We start from the raw sequence: 16,791 nt of genomic DNA, 5'->3' as shown, positions 1-16,791 counted from the left end.
CACCAACTGCGAGCCGAAAATTAATTGCCATTAAAAATCAACCGGTTATCATGGGTTGAAACAATCGAGTGGGAGTAGGGGAGCGACGGCAATAGAGTCATTCGGCGGACTATTCGGCCTCCGTTTGCGACCACGCGGCATTCACTCGTCGTTGGATTCGTGCTCATTTCTAAACAGCCTGACCAATCTGAAACGCCCCGGGCGATGGATGTAAAGCGCCATCGACGTGGCATAGGGCAACGGCGTAGAAAGGCGTGCAATTCGGCGGGCTTCGCTCTGAGGTCATCGCGCCCACACCGAGCTGGCTAAGCGCACCTGAATGAGAGATGCAGTCTGGAACTGGCAGCGAGTCCGTGCCTGTGAGCCCTCCAGGCGCATTCCTGAAATCAGCTAGTCGCATTGCACCGGCTTTACTTGGAATTGATGCTGCGCCCGATTACGCGGATGTTAGTGACTGGTCGAATAGTCGCCGCCTAGGTCTCGGTACGACCAACTACAGTCAGCTTGACGACGCGCTTACCGGATCGGCGTTTCGCCGCGAAACAGCGGCTGGTGCTCCCGCATCAAGGCGGCAATCCGGTCGGCGACTTTTCGTACCGGCGGGGAGTGACGTTCCTCGTGATGGGTGACGATCCATTGGTCGGTTTCGAGTTCGGGGATAGGCTGAGCGACGCGAACCAGCCGCGGATCGCTGTCACCGACGAAGCACGGAAAGATCGAAAGGCCGGCGCCGGCGGCCACCAGTTCGCGCACCGAATGGGTGTTGTTGCCGCGCACGGCGATGCGGTCGCCGTGATGGGCTTGCAACCAGCGCGCCGAGGCAATGTTTGCCCCTTCGCCGGTGACGCCGACGAACAACCCGGCGGCGATGCCGTTGATCAGGTGGCGCCCGGAATAGATGGCATGGGCGACCTTGCCGCTCTGACGGCCGGCCAGCCACTGCTCGGTTGGGCGCTCGCTGCGGATGCCGATGTCGGCGGCACGGCGTCCGATGTCGACCCTGTCGGTGGTGGTGACGAACTCCACCCTTATGCCGTCATCGACCGTCCAGATCTCGCCGATGTGGGCGGAAACGAAGGCCGAGGTCCATGGCCCGGCCGAGACGCGGACAATGCGGTCAGGCAGGCTTCCCTCGCGCCACCGGGTCAGCGACTGCATTGCTGCCTCGACGTCTTCGGCGCGCCGCAGCAGTTCTTCACCGACCGGGGTCAGCCGGTAGCCGGTCTGCTGACGCACGAACAGCGGTTCGCCGATCTGCTTTTCGAGCGCGGTGACGCGTCGTCCAAGGGTGGCAGCGCTGAGCCGCGTGGTTCCCGTCGCCGCGCTCAGGCCACCCAGCCGCGCAACGTCGAGAAACAACCGCAGATCGTCCCAGCCGATATCCATTTTGCAGAAATGAAAAACTCCTTGCGACCGTGGCTGTAGCGCGAAGCGGGCATCACGCGCAAGTATGCAGGCCTTGGCGGCGTTGGACAATCCGGTCTGTCGGGACGGTGACAAGCGTCCCGGCTGGCCAGCAAGCCAGTGCAATCCGTTCGATCGCGCATGCGCTTCGTGCAGATGCTTTGCGCTTTCGACCAACCCGGGCGCGTGCCTTCCGCGCGCCAGAGGAGATGATCATGTTGGATGAACTTCGACGCCGTTTCGCCCGTTGGCGTGCCTATCGCCAGACACTTGCGAGCTTGAGACATGTCCCGGATAGCACACTGGCGGATGCCGGCATTTCTCGCGAAGAGATCCGCGAGCGTGCCCGCCACGCCAGCCTGCGAGGTTGAAACAATGAAGGCGGGCATGCAGATGATGGAGCTTTGGGATGGCCGCTCGGTACCACGCATCGGGATCGGCACCTGGGCGGCGGGTGGCGCCGCGCGCTGGGGTGATGCGGCGACCATCTATGGCGAGGTCGACGACATCAGGTCGCAAGCCGCGCTGGCGATGGCCTATGACATCGGCGCGCGGGTGTTCGACACGGCTGCCGCCTATGGCGCCGGCAATGCCGAGCTGATCCTCGGGCGGGCGTTGAAGGGCAGGGACGAAGCCGTCATCGTCACCAAGGTCGGCTATTTCGGCGACCCCGAAACGCGCAAGATCGCTCCCGAGGATGCCTCTGCCGCGGCGATCCGGACATCGATCGACAAGTCGCGGCAGCGCCTGCAGCGCGATTGTATCGACGTCGCGCTGCTGCATATCAACGAGTATCCGATCGAGCGCGCCGGCGAGGTGTTCGATACGCTCGGCCAGCTGCATCAGGAGGGCAAGATCGGCGGCTTCGGCTGGAGCACCGATGACCGCGATCGGCTTGCCGCCTACGCGGCCCGCGACGGTTTCGTCGCCGTGGAGAACGACTTCAATGTGTTCACCCCGGCGAACGAGCTGATGGCCGTTGCGGCGCGCGAGAACCTCGTCTCGTTCAGCCGGCTACCGCTGGCAATGGGGCTGCTCACCGGCAAATACACGCCGGCCATGAAGCTGCCTGTCGATGACGTGCGCGGCGGGAATGCCGAATGGATGGTGTTTTTCAGGGATGGCGCCGCCAACCCGCAATATCTGTCAAGGCTCGCCGCAATCCGCGACCTGCTCGCCTCGGGCGGGCGCACGCTGGCACAGGGCGCGCTCGGTTGGATCCTCGCCAAATCGGCGATCGCCTTGCCGGTGCCCGGCTTCACGCGGCCCGAGCAGGTCGAGGACAATCTCGGTGCGCTGGAAAAAGGGCCGCTGCCGGCAGCGGTGATGGCCGAGATCGACGCCGTGCTGAATATTGCCGAGACCGCCTAGTGTGGCGAATCCGAAATTGGCATTGGTGATGATGCCGGCCAACTTCGATCTCTGAGGACCGGGATTCTGTCTTGTCGACCACCGCATCGTCAATTGAACCTCGGATATAGGCAAGCTATTGATTTTCAAGAACCGGATTTTGATTGGCTCCTGACGACAGAGAAGGCAGCGAAATAATCTGACGGTGCTTCTGACGGTATATTCAGGAGCGCTCGAGAGAGTTGGTCACATGCCGTCAGATGAATCAGCGCGCTGACGGTATTTTCGGCGGCTTAAACTTTGAAATTGTTAGAGAAAAAGCCGTTTGAGGTGCCCATACTTTCCTGACGGTATTTTGCCCCCATAGCAGTCGCTTCGCACATGCCTGCCAAGGGCTGGTGTGTGTGCAATGTGTGCTGAGTTAGTCACGACATAGATGGCCAACCGGCGATCCCTCCGATCTTGCTGGGTTCGGTCGGTCTTATGGGGACTGGACAATGAACGAGGCCGTACAAGGTGCACCGCCCTCCACTGCGAGCGCCGCAGTCCAGGAACTGCCTACCGGCACATCGAGCACTCGGCAGTTGGGACGGTGCAAGGCCGTACCGACGACGATATGTTCCCCGGCCGTCGCGCTCATCGGTACGTCAAGCTCTTGAGGTGCCACGGAAAATCCGCAACCCCACGCCTTGAGTATGGCCTCCTTGCGTACCCAGCCGCGGTAGAGGGCGGCTAGGCGGTCGCCGGGGGAGGAGGCTCTCCAGGCGGCATATTCGCGTGGCGATGCCCATGTCGACAGGATTTCGTCGGCATCGATGGTCTCGATGCGTTCCAGATCGACGCCGACCTCGCATTCAGATGCAAATGCGAGAAGCGCCGCCCCACCCGCGTGCGAAACATTGAAGCGCAACCGTTCGCACGCCATCCGAGGCTTGCCGTGAGCGCCATACGCAATGAGGACCGACCGTGGCGGCACCGCCAGGTAATTCGCCAGGATGCGGCGCAATCCCGCTCGCGTGCGCACGAATTGTGCCCGCGCCCGGGGCGAACGCAGCCGCTCCGCGCGCGCGCGTTCCTCATCGTCGAGCAGCTTCAGCGCATCGGCTTCTGCCGCAATGCATGGCCGCGCGTCGAGCAGCCACAAGTGGACCTTGCCGACGTCCGGCGGCTCAGGCATTTTCGATGTCAACCGCCACACTGGCGATCCAGCTCATGCTTTGCGCGATCGCCGCAAGATCCGCAGCAGCCATATTGTCAGGCGGGACTGCAGCCCAGGCCTTGATGAGGTCGGCCACGTATTCGTGCAGTGCCTCCCGCACCATCCTCCGCGCTTCCGGCGTCAGTGTCGCTGCACGCAGCGCCTCATGATAGGTGGCAAATGACTGAGCTATGCGTTCCGCCGCCTCCGGGGCCTGGAGCGGCTCCTGCATCGCCTCGGCGCAGCGGGCGAAGGTCTCGGCAACGGCCGCGCCACCCTCGGGCGAGGTCCAGGCAGATTCGAGGACGCCGCGAAAGCGCGCGAAAGCGCGGGCGAAGTCAAGCTGAGGACCGTCCTGGGTCCATTGCCAAGGCGATTGTTGCTCCGGGTTCATAACACAGCTCCAGAGTTGGTCCATTTGCGCGCTTCATCCAGCAACGCCCCATAGCCATGACGTCGCGCAGACGTGTCAAGCAATGCCTCGATACCGGTGCTGTCCTGCCAAGCGCCACCTTGCATCTCGACCACCTTCTCTTTGACGCGCAGCCAGATCGACTCAAAACCAGGCGGGCCGTCGCCCAGAACGATGAACCCGCGCCAGCCCGCCTGAGGCACGGCTGGCGCAGCGCTTGGAACTGACAACGCCCGCGCCCGGGCGGCCAGTTCCGCGACCTCATTGGGTGCAAGCCTGAATGAAGGATTCGGCCTGCCTGAGAACAGGTCCAGCACCACGCGCACTAAAACACCTCCACTCCCGGCGGTACGAACAGGTAGCTGCAAAATTGCGTGTAGGGGCCGCGGTCACACGTGGCCGGCGTCAGTGCGCCGGCAATGACGCGGCCCCGGTTGTCGACGTTGCGAGCACTGTAGATGCCCAGCTTGTGGCCCCAGAAGTCGCCATGCGAGCGGTACCAGTGGAAATCGTGTCCCGGCCAAACAGCCAGCGCCGCCAGCCGCGCCGGGCCGTCGCAGTTCGCCCTGAATCCATCGGCGATTGCAGCCCGCGCGACCGCCTCGCAGCTGAACTCATCATACTGACGACCGACCCTTCGTCCGGGCTGTGCAACGAAGTTGGAAACATAGTTGCTGGCATAATTGTAGCAATTGTTGCGCAGGCGCACAGACGGCGTGTTCCAGAACCAGGGGCTATAGGCGGCGAGGATCGGCTCACAGGGCGGCTCGACCTCTGGCTGTTCGGCAGCTGTGGGCGCCTCGGCGCCGCTGGCGCGTAGCGCAGCGCTACGGTTAGCACGTGGTGCCACGCCGTCGCCCCGCAATTCGACGGAGCGCGCTGCTTCGTCGATCACGGCGCGCGCGACGAGCGGTCGGGCGCTTTCCAACAGTGCCAAAACGGCCTCGCGCTCCTCATCCGGCAGCCGCGCCCGCCGTGCGGAGACCGCCTCCTCCTTTGTCTCCACCGTCGCAAGCGGTGGCACGCCGATATGGAAGGCCGCCGGCGCGTCGGCGTCTTCCGGACCAATCCCGACGAGCAGGCCACGATAGCCAAGCGCCGGCGTCGGGGCAGCAGAAACCGGCCCGCCCTGGCGTGACATCAGTTGCCTGACGTGTTGGGCCAAAGACGGCGGCACCTGCCATGTCGGGTTGGGGCGACCGGAGAATACATCTAGCATCACGCGCATGCGCCGTCTCCTTGCTGATGCAACTGTTGGCGTACATCGGTATCGCTCATTTCAAGCACCTGCAGCACGATGGCTGCGGCCGCTTCCAACCGCTGCCGCGCCGAACCATCAGGGACGATCGCGCGCGAAAGCTCGCGTGCGCATCGGGCCTCGAATACTCGACGCAGCGGAATCTCGATCTGCAACAATTCTCGCAGTTGCGAAACCAATCGCGTAGCCAAGAGCGAGTGGCCTCCGAGATCGGCAAAGAAATCGTCGGTCGCGCCTGCTTCCGGCACCTTCAACACGTCGCAGAAACACCTGACGAGCAATGTTTCAAGAGCGGTTTCCGGTGTCACGTGCCGCCGCTCCCTCGGGGCGGCGGCGGCAAGCATCCGGGCGATACGATCGCGGTCTGCCTTGCCGTTGGCGGTGAGCGGGATCTCTTCAACGACCCTGAAGACGCTCGGGATCATGAACGGCGGCAGTTTGTCCCGGAGATGGTTTCGAAAAGTCCCGGTCAAGTCGGCCTGATCGAGGTCGCACCCCGGCGAAAGCAGCAATGCCGCACGCAGTCGGTCATCACCCGGTCCGGCGCGATGCAGCATCACGGCCGCTTCAGCCACCGCCGGGTGTGTGCGCAATGCAGCCTCCACTTCATCTGGCTCGACACGGTGGCCACGCAACTTGATCTGATTGTCGGCGCGGCCGAGGTATTCGAGCGTGCCATCGCGGCGGTACCGTGCTCGGTCCCCCGAACGGTAGACCGGCGCTCCGTCCGGTCCGCGTACGAAACGCTCCGCGGTGAGACCGGCTTGGCCGACATAACCCAGCGCAACGCCGGCACCGCCAATTCGCAGTTCGCCAACCACCCCGACCGGGACCGGCGCACCGGACGCGTTACACACATTCAACCGCGTGAGGGCAATTGGACGGCCAATCGGCACCGGGCCAGGTCGAATGTCGCCGGCGCGCAAAAAATGCGCGCAGCAGCCAACCGTGGTTTCTGTCGGCCCGTACTCATTGACGATCAGCAATCCCGGCATGTGCGCGCGCCAAGGCTCGAGCGTCTCGCCGTGCAAGGCTTCGCCCCCAACGATGAAACAGCCAGTTGCACAGGCGGGCGCCCGCCCTCCGGCAAGCTGGCGCAAGCCTTCGAGGTGGCTTGGGGTCAATTTGACAAAGCCGTAGCGCCGGCCCGAGTGAAGCGCTTCCTCAAGCGCTTCGAGGCCGCCCCCGGCAGGCAGCAAAAACACGGTCTTGCCACACAGAAGCGGCACGAAAAGCGTGGTGATCGACATGTCGGCACTGATCGAAGTGCACAGCGGTGCCCCTTCGCCATCGTCCACCGGATAGACGCTCATGCACCAGCGGAGGTAGTTGAGCAATGCACGATGCGGCACCGAGACGCCCTTGGGCCGTCCGGTGGAACCGGAAGTGAACAGTATGTAAGCCGGGCTCTCAGCGTCGGCACGCACCTTCGGTGGCGGTACGCCGAGTTGCAGTGGTTCGCTCTCCACCACGATCGAGGTGAACCCGGTCCGCAAGTCGGATCCCGTACCTTTGGAAACAAGAAGCACCGTCGCCCCTGCGTCAAAGAGCATGTCGCGGGCGCGCTGGACTGGCAATTCAGGCCCCAGAGGCACATAGGCAGCGCCGGCCTTGAGCACGGCGAGCAGTGCCATCGGCAGATACGTGCATGGCTCGATCGCCACCCCCACGCAATCGCCGGGCCTCACGCCGCGTGCGATGAGCTGATGAGCGAGACTGTTGGCGCCGCTGTCGAGTTCCGCATAGTTGAGGCGTCCGTCGGGTGCCTGGCAGGCGACTGCGTCCGGGCTAAGACGCGCTTGTGCTTCGAACAGCCCGCATAGGTCGGTTTCGGCCGACGGCATCGCAGGGCCTCGCGACCAAGCTTCCAACTGATGCAGTTCGGCGGCATCCATCAACGGCAGATCCGCCACCGACGCTTCGGGGTCGGCCAGCGCTGCGGAAAGTAGTCGCAAGAAGCGCTCCACCAGTCGTTCGGCGCTCGACTGCTGAAAAAGATCGGTAGCGTACTCCAGTTCGCCGACCAGGCAGGATGCCGTTTCGGCAAGCTGCAGGGTAAGGTCAAAGGCCGAAGTGCCACGCGCGAAGCTGAACGCTGGCGCGGCATCCGAGGTCGCCTTACGCACCTGGCTGGAAGAGAGCACCTGGAACGAAACCTGAAACAGCGGGTTGCGCGACAGATCCTGTTCGGGCGCCAGGGCTGCCACCACCATGGAGAAAGGCAGGTCCTGATGGTTCTGCGCTTCACGCAGCCGGGCATGCGTACGTTCCACCGCTTCGTCGAAGCTGCAGCTGCCGCTGAAATCCAGCCGCAAAACCACGGTGTTTGCAAAAAAGCCGACTACGTCTTCGAGCTCGGCATATGGACGCGCTGCCATTGGAGTGCCGATGGTCACCTCGTCCTGTCCCGCGAGCCGGTGCAGCAGTGCTGCAAAAGCGGCAAACAGCACGGTGAAGCGTGTGGTGCGCAGGCGGCGCGCCAGCGCTTCCGCGGCTGCAGTTGTGGCTGCGTCGATGGTGATCGGTGCGCGCGCCCCACGATAACTTGGCCGGGCGGGACGAGGATGGTCCGTGGGCAGCTCGAGTTGCTGCATGCCCTCGAGCCGCTGCACCCAGTATTTGCGGTGCTGAGCCATCCTTTCACCAGGCATTGCCTCGCGTTGCCAGACGGCAAAGTCGGCATATTGCACCGGTAATGGCGGCAGCGACGGATGCCTGCCGGCTAACAGCTCGGAATAGACCTGGCCGATTTCGGCCAGCAATTTCTCCAGCGACCATCCGTCGGCGACGATGTGATGGATTACGAGCAGCAGCAGCGATTCACCGGCAGAGAGCTGCAACAGCCGACAATGTAGAAGCGGCCCTTCGGCAAGGTCGAAGGGCTGCTGGCTGGCAGCCGAGGCTATCTGCGCGGCGCGCGCCTCCGGATCCGACTCGTAGCTGAGGTCATCGATCTCGCATCGCACGGCTGTCGCAGGCAGAATGCGCTGCACCGGCTGTCCTCGGACGAGCGGGAACACGGTGCGCAACGCCTCATGACGGGCGACCACCGCCGAGAGTGCCTTTTCCAGGTAGCGCCGCACGGGGACAAACGGCAGCCTCTGCGCAATCGAGATATTGTAGAAGGGATTGCCCGGAACGAGTTGGTCGAGGAACCACAGGCGGTCTTGTGAATGTGAAAGCGGGAAGTCGCGTCCGTCGCGCGGCTGGACAGGGATTTCCTGCGCCGGCCGAACTTGAATGAGGCGCTCGCGCAGCGAGCGCTTCTGCTCGGATGTCATCGCGGTAATGCGGTTTTGCAGACTGTTCAAGGCGCCCCTCTCGATTCCGCTGGTTCTTGTGAGGCGAGCAGCGCCTCGCGCTCGGCCGCTGGCATTGACGTCAACAGCGCCAACAGCTCGTCGTCGCTGGCCTCCGATGTCGCGGCCTGGCACTCCGCGATCCAACGGGCAAGCTGGCGGACTGACGGGTGGTCAAACACGGCACCCGCCGGCACATCGATTCCGAGTTGGCGTGACAGTCGTGAACTGACACGCAAAGCCGCCAGCGAATGTCCGCCGAGATCGAGGAAGAAGTCTCCGTCAAGCGCCACCAAATGCAGTTGCAACACCTGCTCGAAACACGCCTGGACTTCTTTTTCAAATGGCAGCACCGGATTCGAATCGCCAGCATCCGACACTTCTTCGGGCGGCGGCAGCACCAGTCTGTCGCGCTTGCCGTTGGGCGTCAGCGGTAGCGCATCGAAACGTGCGATGACCGTCGGCAGGAACGCCTGCGGAAGCCGTTCCCGCAACCCGGCCAACAATCGCCGCGCATCGAAGCTGGATGCAGGCGCGGCGACGTAGGCAACGAGGCGGCCCTCCCGCAGCACGACCATGGCATCGCGGACTTCGGGGGCTTGGCGAAGCAGTGCCTCGATTTCGGCCGGTTCGATCCGGAAACCACGCAACTTGATCTGCTGGTCGCGTCGGCCGAGGCAGACAATCAAGCCGTCGCGCTGCACACGGGCCAGGTCGCCGGTGTGGTACATTCGCGCCGCTTTGCTGCCTGCAAAAGGGTCGGTGACAAAGCGCTCGCGTGTCAGTTCGGCAGGCCCGAGATATCCAAGCGCGACACCTACGCCGCCGATGCACAACTCACCTGCCATCTCAAGCGGAACGGGGCGCAGCTTGCTGTCGAGCACATATGCACGCACGCCAGCGATCGGTCGGCCGATCGGGACGACACCCAGCACAGGGGGTTCTTGGTCGGGATCGAACCAGGTGGCATCCCAGACCTCCGAAGTCCCGTAAAGATTGTAGAGTGTGGCCTCCGGATGGTGTCGGCGGAAATGCTGGTAGAGGTCTGCGTGGAGCGGCTCGCCGCTGCAGACCCAGAACAGCAGGTGCGGCAAGTGCCGCCCGAGGTCCGGTTGCGCTTCGAGCATCATCTTTAGCAGCGACGGCACCAGCCACAGCCGTGTGACGCCGCGCGATGCCAGCTGGCGGATCAACGCGGAGGCATCCGTTCCGATCCGCTCCGAAACGATCAGGGTCGGCACACCTTGCAGCGCGGCGCCCAACAGCTCCCACAGCGAATCGACAAAGTTGATTGCGGTGCGCTGACAGGCCATTTCATTCGCGCCGAAGGGGTAGGCCTGCCACATCCATGTGAGCCGGTTCGACACCTGACCCCATTGAACCAGCACGCCCTTCGGCCGGCCCGTCGAGCCAGACGTGAAGACGATGTAGGCGGGGTCGTCGTTCCGCCAGCAGACCGGGTCGTCGTTTGCCGCATCGCCGCTGCCGCTGCCGGGGGCGAGGACGTCGCCGATGTCGATCACGGTCGCCGGTCCGTCTGGCGGAGTTGGGCCGGTTGCCAGCAGCACGGCCGGCTTGGCGTCCGCCAGCATTTGCTCCAGGCGGTGCCTGGGATAGGCCGGATCGAGCGGCAGATAGACGCCGTGCGCCTTAAGCACGGCGTAGAAGGCCACCACTTGCTCCAACGAGCGGGGTGCAGACACGGCGACCGGCACGCCGCGATCCACACCAATGTCGTGCAACCGTCGTGCGAGCCGCGACGACGCGCGCTCCAAGGTGTCGAAGTCGAGCATACGATCGTCAACAATGAAGGCCGGAGCTGCGCCTTTGTCGCGCGCCAGACCCCGCAACAATTCGAGCGGATCCAGATCCACGCACGCATCGGCATCGCCGGTGTTTGGGTCTTCGATCAGCCGCCGGCGTTCAGCATCGGAGAGCGGCGAAAAGGTTGCCAAAGTTGCAAAGGGCGCGCCGTACATGCCCCGCAACAGGTTCAGCAAATGTTCGACAAGAGCTCCCATGTCATCGCCATGGAAGCGGCTGCGATCGAACCGCAGTTTGAGGTGCAGCCGATCGCCCGGGACCGCGAGCAAACTGAGCGGCACGTTGGCACGCGCCAAGTCGAGGCCGCCGGTCGCGGATTCGAGCTTCGCCGCCGCCTGCGGGAAATTCTCGAACACCACCAGCGTGTCGAACAGAGGTCGGTCAGGGGAGATCTCGCTGCAGCGTTGCAGTTCGGCGCTGTCGAGGTGGTGGAAAGCCGAGCCGCGTGCCTGTGCGCTCTGCAAATCCTTGAGCCATGGCACCAAAGCTGCCTGCGGATCTACGCGCACCCGCACCGGGACAGCGTTGATGAAGAGGCCGATCATCTGCTCGATGCCGGGAACTTCAGGCGGTCGCCCGGAAACGACGGCACCGAAAACCACATCGTCGCGGTCCGTATAGTGGCCGAGCAGCAAAGCCCACGCACCTTGCAGCACGGTGTTCAACGTCAGGCCGTGCTGGCGTGCGAATGCCCTGAGCCGCTCCGATTCCTCTGCATCAAGGTTACCGCTGACCTCAGTGTCGGCTTCTGCGAGAGCCGCTCGGCCAGATGGCCGCGGCAGGCCAATCTCGAGCGGCTCGTCGTAGCCACGAAGCACATTGGCCCAATATTCGCGTGCTGCTTCGAGGTCGCGCGTGGCCAGCCAGTCGATGTAGTGGCGTAACGAGCGTCGCACCGGAGGCCGGTAAGGCGCGTTACGGACCAGCGCGCGATAATGTTCGATCATCTCCGCTGCCAGCAGTTGCGCACTCCATCCGTCGAGCAGGATGTGATGGAACTGCCAGACAAATCTCACTTGGCCGGCGCGGCCGCGGATCAGCGCCAACCGTATCAAAGGCGGACGATCGAGCGCGAAGCCCGCCCGGCGGCTGTCCCCCAGGTACCGTGCCAGCTGAGCTTCGAAGGCGGCCGCGTCGAGATGCCGCCAGTCGAGTTCTTCAAAAGCCAGCCCGACGTGACGGTGAACAACTTGGACCGGCTGCTCAAGGTCTTGCCAATGGAAGGATGTGCGCAGTGCAGGCGTGCGCCGAACCAGTTCATGCCACGCCGTCTGGAACGCGCGCGCATCGACGGGCTCTGGCAGCGACATCACCTCCTGCTGTACGAAGACGCCGCTTTCTGGCGCGCGCAGACTGGCGACCAGCATCGCCGTCTGGAGCGGCGCCAGTGGCCAGAAGTCTTCAATGTCAACGCTGTTCGTGTTCAATCTTGGTCTCCCTGCCCACGGTTGAGGCGTGACATCAACATGACCAGGTCCTCCGCCTTGATATGTCGGGCGAACCCCCCGACATCTTCTTCTTCACCAACGTCCTCTTCAACGGATTCGGTAGGCTTCGCGGCGCGAGCGAGCAGGGCCAGTGTCTTGTGGACGAAGATGTCGTTCGGCTCGATCAACAGCCCCGCTTCACGCGCACGGCTGACGACCTGGATGCCGAGGATGGAGTCGCCGCCGAGCTCAAAGAAATTGTCGTTGATGCCCACCTGCTCGAGCCGCAATATGGCGCCCCAGATGGCGGCGAGCCGCAGTTCGGCAACTGTCGATGGGGCAACGTACTCAGCTCCGAGTTCAGGCCGCATACCGTCTATCTTCGGTAGGCGGTGGCGGTCGACCTTGCCGCTCACGGTCGTGGGCAGCGCATCCAGCAGCAGGAAGCGCGCGGGGATCATGTAGGCCGGCAAACGCTGGGCAAGGAAGGCGCGGACCCGCGGCACCATCTTGCGCGCAAAGGCGGATTGCAGCGGGTTGTTGGTCCAGCGCCGCCGGTGCCCGGCGTCGCCTCCAAGAGTGCGCCGCGGGATTGGCCCGCGGCCCGCCCGGTTCATTGCGAGCGGACTGAACACGGCGTCGATGTGACCGGTCGCGTGGCGTCCCGCGACATGAAGCTCGACCTTGTAGCCGGTTTCGGCTGCGCAAGCGAGCAACTGGTCTGCGTCAAGCCCCTGCACGGTCACCTGTCCTGCGTTCGAGCGCAGGTCGCCGACACGGCGCGATCCATCGCTGCTCATGACCTGTGCGGCGGCGTGCAGCTCCGCCTCGACGGTCCGGCCCGGAATGTCGGCAACCAGTAGGGTTTTTCCGTCAAGTGCCCGCAACGTCCGCAGCAGCGCCTCGGCGCTGCCCACGCTCGCCCAGTCACAGGTGCCCGCCGCCTTCACGACCTCCGGCGACCAGCCCACATGGAGCATGACGTCATATCGGAAAAGCGTCAGCTCATTATCGGCGCGGCCCGGTTTGGCAAGAATCTCAACCGCCCGGATACCGGGGAAATCCGCTGCCAGCGCGAGGAAAAATTCGGAATCGACCGCCAGCTCTTGTTCCAGCCCCAGGCGGCGCGCCACACGTTCCTGCAAGGTGGCCAGGGGCAGGTCGGACTCTGCCCGGTACAACTCCACGGAGGTTGCGAAACACTCCAGCAGCGCCAGGCTCCGCACATCGCCGATGAATACGGTACCGCGGGCACCCAGCGTCGACAACGCGGCGCCTATCACGTCGATCAGGTAGCGTTCGCTCGGGAAGTACTGCACGACCGAATTGAGGATCACCAGGTCCACTGCGCCCATCGATTGGGCCGCGACCTCGTGCGCCGCGCATCGACGGAACTCGAAACCATTGATCCCGGCGCCGGACGCATGCTTGTCCATATGGTCAAGCGCTCCTTGCGAGATATCGGTTGCCACATAACGCCGGGCCTTGGGTGCCAGGCGAAAAGCCAGCAACCCCGTGCCGCACCCAATTTCGAGGGTTTGCTCTGATGCGAGCGAATTCAATCGTTCGACCGTGCTTGCAAGCCACTCTCGCATCGTCTGCTCGTCTAGCGGCAGGCCCGTGTAGCTGCTGTTCCAGCCATCGATTACAAATGCCGGATCCGTAGCGTCCGCGATCGTCCCGTAGGTTTCATCGTAGATGCGATGCCAGTGTTCCACCTGCTCGCTCGAAGCTGCGCTCTCGAACTGTGCGGCGTTAGGCGCGCGTGGGTCGTCGCGCTGCACCACGTATGCGACGAGACGTGCATCTCCAACGCCGACCTCGCGCACCGCGACCGCCGCCTCGGCGATCTCGGGATGCGATTGCAATGCCGCCTCGACTTCGCCGAGCTCGATGCGGTGACCGCGAAGCTTGATCTGGCGATCGATGCGGCCGATGAAGTCGATACGCCCGTCGGCAAGCAATCGCACGCGGTCGCCAGTGCGATAGATTCTTTCGATAGGGCCATTGCCCAGCGGCAGCTCGACAAACCGCTCGGCCGTCAGTTGCGGCCTGCCAAGATATTCCCGCGCAAGTCCGATCCCTGCCAGACAGAGCTCACCTGGGACGCCGATCGGCACCGGCTCTCCGTGCGCATCGAGGACCCAGGCGCGCATATTGTCGATCGGCACGCCGATGGTCGGCGCGCGCGAAAAATCCTCGCATCGCTCCCAGGTCGCCCAGATGGTCGTTTCCGTGGGACCGTACAGGTTGAAGAAGCGCCTGCCGGGTGCCCAGTGTGCCACTATCGAGGCCGGGCAGGCCTCGCCTGCCACCATCAGCGTGGTGAGAGTTCGCAACCCCGAGGCATCGAGCGCGAACAACGCGGAAGGCGGCAACACCGCGTGGGTGACGCACGCCTCGTCGATCAGCCGAGCGAGCCCGGCACCGGGCATGCGTTGCTCAGGTCCCGGGATCACCAGTGTGGCGCCGACGCCGAGCGCGAGGCCGAGTTCGAACACGGCGGCATCGAAGCTGAGCGAGGCGAACTGCAGCACGCGGCTTTCCGCCGTCGTATCGAGCAGTCGTCGTTGGGCCGCGAGAACATTGGCCAGTCCAGGCTGCCCGATGATCACGCCCTTCGGCTGGCCCGTCGAGCCTGAAGTGTAGATGATGTAGGCCACTTCACCTGATGCGCGGTCCGTTGCACGTGGTGCCGTGGTGCCGTCGTGCGCCATCGCGCTGACGAAAAGTGGCCGGCATTCGAGCAACGACAGCGCATCCTCGACGCGGCCCCAAGCCGCGGGCTCGGTGAGGACGTGGCGCGCCCCGGTATCCTCGGCAATATAGCGCAGGCGCTCGATCGGGAGATCGATATCGAGAGGTACGAACGCCGCGCCTGTCTTCAGCGCGGCGAGTATCGCGACCACGGCCGCCGGGGAACGGTCGAGCAGCAGCAGTACCGGTTCGCCCGGCCGAACGCCGGCCTCCTCAAGTCCGGCGGCGAGTTTTTCAGCCTGCTGATCAAGCGCCCCATATGTGATGGTGCCCGCAGGGCCGGCAAGTGCGATACGGTCAGGTGCCGTCGCTGCGAAGCGCTCGAATTGCTGGCAGAGCGGCGTCTCGTCGAAGGCGACCGCTTTGCCCTCGGACGCGTGCCAGAACCGGCGCCGCTCGTCCCGGTCGAGCATCGCGATCGTATCGATCGGCTGGTCGGGGTCTGCCGCCGCCGAGTTTAGCAAGATGCAGAAATGCCTGACCATGCGCGCGGCCGTCTCGGGATCGAATAGCGCGGTGCTGTATTCCATGCCTCCGGAAACCCCGCCGGCATGCTCATGCAGGTGGAACGCGATATCGAAAATGGAGGTTCCGCGTTCGATTGACACCACCGAATCCTGAGCCGGCAAGGCACTGCCGCTATCGATGTTCCACGCGTTCTGCAGCACCAGCCCGATTTGAAACAACGGATTGCGGTTAGGCTGGCGCTCGGGCTGGAGCGCTTCGACCAACTTCTCGAAGGGCATGTCCTGGTGCGTGTAGGCATCGAGCGCGGTCTGCCGCACGCGGCGCACCAGTTCGCGGAAGGTCGGCCTGCCGCTGGCGTCGATACGAAACACCAGTGTATTGACGAAAAAACCGATCAGCGCCTCGACCTCGGGCCGCGTACGATTGGCGATCGGGGCGCCGATCGCGATGTCCTCGTCGCCGGTGTAGCGCTGCAGCAACGCGGCAAGACCTGCCAACAGCACCATGAACAGGGTGGCACCTTCTTCGCTCGCCACCCGTTTCAACAAAACGAGCACAGCGGCCCCGATGCTCAACTCCTCGAAATCACCTTCGAAGCTCGGCTCATCCGGACGCGGTCGGTCCGGCACCAGCGCCAATAGCGGCAGATCGGCGAGCTGCCGACGCCAATAGGACAGTTCCGTCTCCAGCCGCTCGCCGCTGAAATACTGGCGCTGCCATTCGGCGAAATCGGCATACTGGATCGTCAGGGGTTGGAGCGGGGAGGGCCGGTTGGCGACGAAGGCCCCATAGGCGGCAGCCAGTTCGCGCAGCAGGATCTGCATGGACCAGCCGTCACAGACGATGTGATGCAGGGTCAGCAGGAGCCAGTGTTCGTGCATCGATAGCCGCAGCAAACGTGCGTGCACCATGGGCCCATGCCGCAGATCAAACGTCAGCCGCGCCTGTTCGCCGGCTTCGCGGCGCGCTGCCTCCTCGCGCTCCTTCGGCTCAAGATGCGTAAGGTCGAGCAGCGGCATCGACACCGGGCCGGGTGGCAGCACCTGCTGCATCGGCTCGCCTGCAGTGTCAGTGAAGACAGTGCGCAGGGCGGCATGGCGTGAAACCACGTGATCAAGGGCGCGCTTGAGCGCCGCCACGTTCAGAGGCCCGCGCAGGGGTAAGTTCAGAGGCACATTGTAGAAAGGGCTTGCCGGCGCGAGGCGCTGCATGAACCACAGGCGCTGCTGAGCCCAGGAAAGCGCTGCCGGGCCAGGGTGATCGCGGGGCGACAGCGGCGGATCATCTGACGCGGGGGGCTGCAGCCCGGCCGAGCCAAGCAACTTGCCGAGCAGCGAACGACGTTCGGCACTCATGTTGCCGGATATGGGGATTGCCGTCATATGCCGACCCCA

General features: G+C 64.0%; 10 protein-coding genes. 2 read left to right on the top strand and 8 right to left on the bottom strand.

Annotated features, from left to right (window positions below):
* Nucleotides 1–516 precede the first annotated feature (516 nt).
* On the bottom strand, nt 517–1,386 hold the full coding sequence (locus ACFFNA_RS30725; RefSeq protein ID WP_111547992.1) for a LysR family transcriptional regulator: 870 nt from the start codon (nt 1,384–1,386) through the stop codon (nt 517–519).
* Nucleotides 1,387–1,619: 233 nt separating this feature from the next.
* On the opposite strand from ACFFNA_RS30725, the gene ACFFNA_RS30720 reads away from it, so the two are divergent.
* On the top strand, nt 1,620–1,775 hold the full coding sequence (locus ACFFNA_RS30720; RefSeq protein WP_111548064.1) for a YjiS-like domain-containing protein: 156 nt from the start codon (nt 1,620–1,622) through the stop codon (nt 1,773–1,775).
* A 4-nt stretch (nt 1,776–1,779) separates the two neighbouring features.
* A complete protein-coding gene (locus tag ACFFNA_RS30715; protein WP_378923581.1) occupies nt 1,780–2,775 on the top strand; it encodes an aldo/keto reductase in 996 nt (331 codons plus the stop codon).
* A 460-nt stretch (nt 2,776–3,235) separates the two neighbouring features.
* On the opposite strand, the gene ACFFNA_RS30710 is transcribed toward ACFFNA_RS30715, so the two are convergent.
* Genes ACFFNA_RS30710 through ACFFNA_RS30680 form a run of 7 tightly spaced genes read right to left on the bottom strand, consistent with a single transcriptional unit; the run spans nt 3,236 to nt 16,779 of the window.
* Complete coding sequence (locus ACFFNA_RS30710) at nt 3,236–3,931, bottom strand: 4'-phosphopantetheinyl transferase family protein (protein WP_378923580.1); 696 nt, start codon at nt 3,929–3,931, stop codon at nt 3,236–3,238.
* Nucleotides 3,924–4,346, bottom strand: a complete 423-nt coding sequence (locus ACFFNA_RS30705; protein ID WP_378923579.1) for a hypothetical protein — start codon at nt 4,344–4,346, stop codon at nt 3,924–3,926. The genes ACFFNA_RS30710 and ACFFNA_RS30705 overlap by 8 nt, the downstream gene beginning before the upstream one ends.
* On the bottom strand, nt 4,343–4,690 hold the full coding sequence (locus ACFFNA_RS30700) for a hypothetical protein (protein WP_378923578.1): 348 nt from the start codon (nt 4,688–4,690) through the stop codon (nt 4,343–4,345). Before ACFFNA_RS30700 ends, ACFFNA_RS30705 begins: the two co-directional genes overlap by 4 nt.
* Nucleotides 4,690–5,592: a hypothetical protein gene (locus ACFFNA_RS30695; protein ID WP_378923577.1), complete on the bottom strand. Its 903-nt coding sequence runs from the start codon at nt 5,590–5,592 to the stop codon at nt 4,690–4,692. Before ACFFNA_RS30695 ends, ACFFNA_RS30700 begins: the two co-directional genes overlap by 1 nt.
* Nucleotides 5,583–8,933: a non-ribosomal peptide synthetase gene (locus ACFFNA_RS30690; protein WP_378923576.1), complete on the bottom strand. Its 3,351-nt coding sequence runs from the start codon at nt 8,931–8,933 to the stop codon at nt 5,583–5,585. Before ACFFNA_RS30690 ends, ACFFNA_RS30695 begins: the two co-directional genes overlap by 10 nt.
* Nucleotides 8,930–12,172, bottom strand: a complete 3,243-nt coding sequence (locus ACFFNA_RS30685; protein ID WP_378923575.1) for a non-ribosomal peptide synthetase — start codon at nt 12,170–12,172, stop codon at nt 8,930–8,932. The genes ACFFNA_RS30690 and ACFFNA_RS30685 overlap by 4 nt, the downstream gene beginning before the upstream one ends.
* Entirely contained in the window at nt 12,169–16,779 is a 4,611-nt protein-coding gene (locus tag ACFFNA_RS30680; RefSeq protein ID WP_378923574.1) for a non-ribosomal peptide synthetase, read from the bottom strand. Before ACFFNA_RS30680 ends, ACFFNA_RS30685 begins: the two co-directional genes overlap by 4 nt.
* Nucleotides 16,780–16,791: the final 12 nt, after the last annotated feature.

This window comes from Mesorhizobium kowhaii (genome assembly GCF_042431665.1).
GTDB lineage: Bacteria > Pseudomonadota > Alphaproteobacteria > Rhizobiales > Rhizobiaceae > Mesorhizobium > Mesorhizobium kowhaii.
Note: the sequence above shows the minus strand (reverse complement) of the source record. Positions and strands in the feature narration are given on the sequence as shown.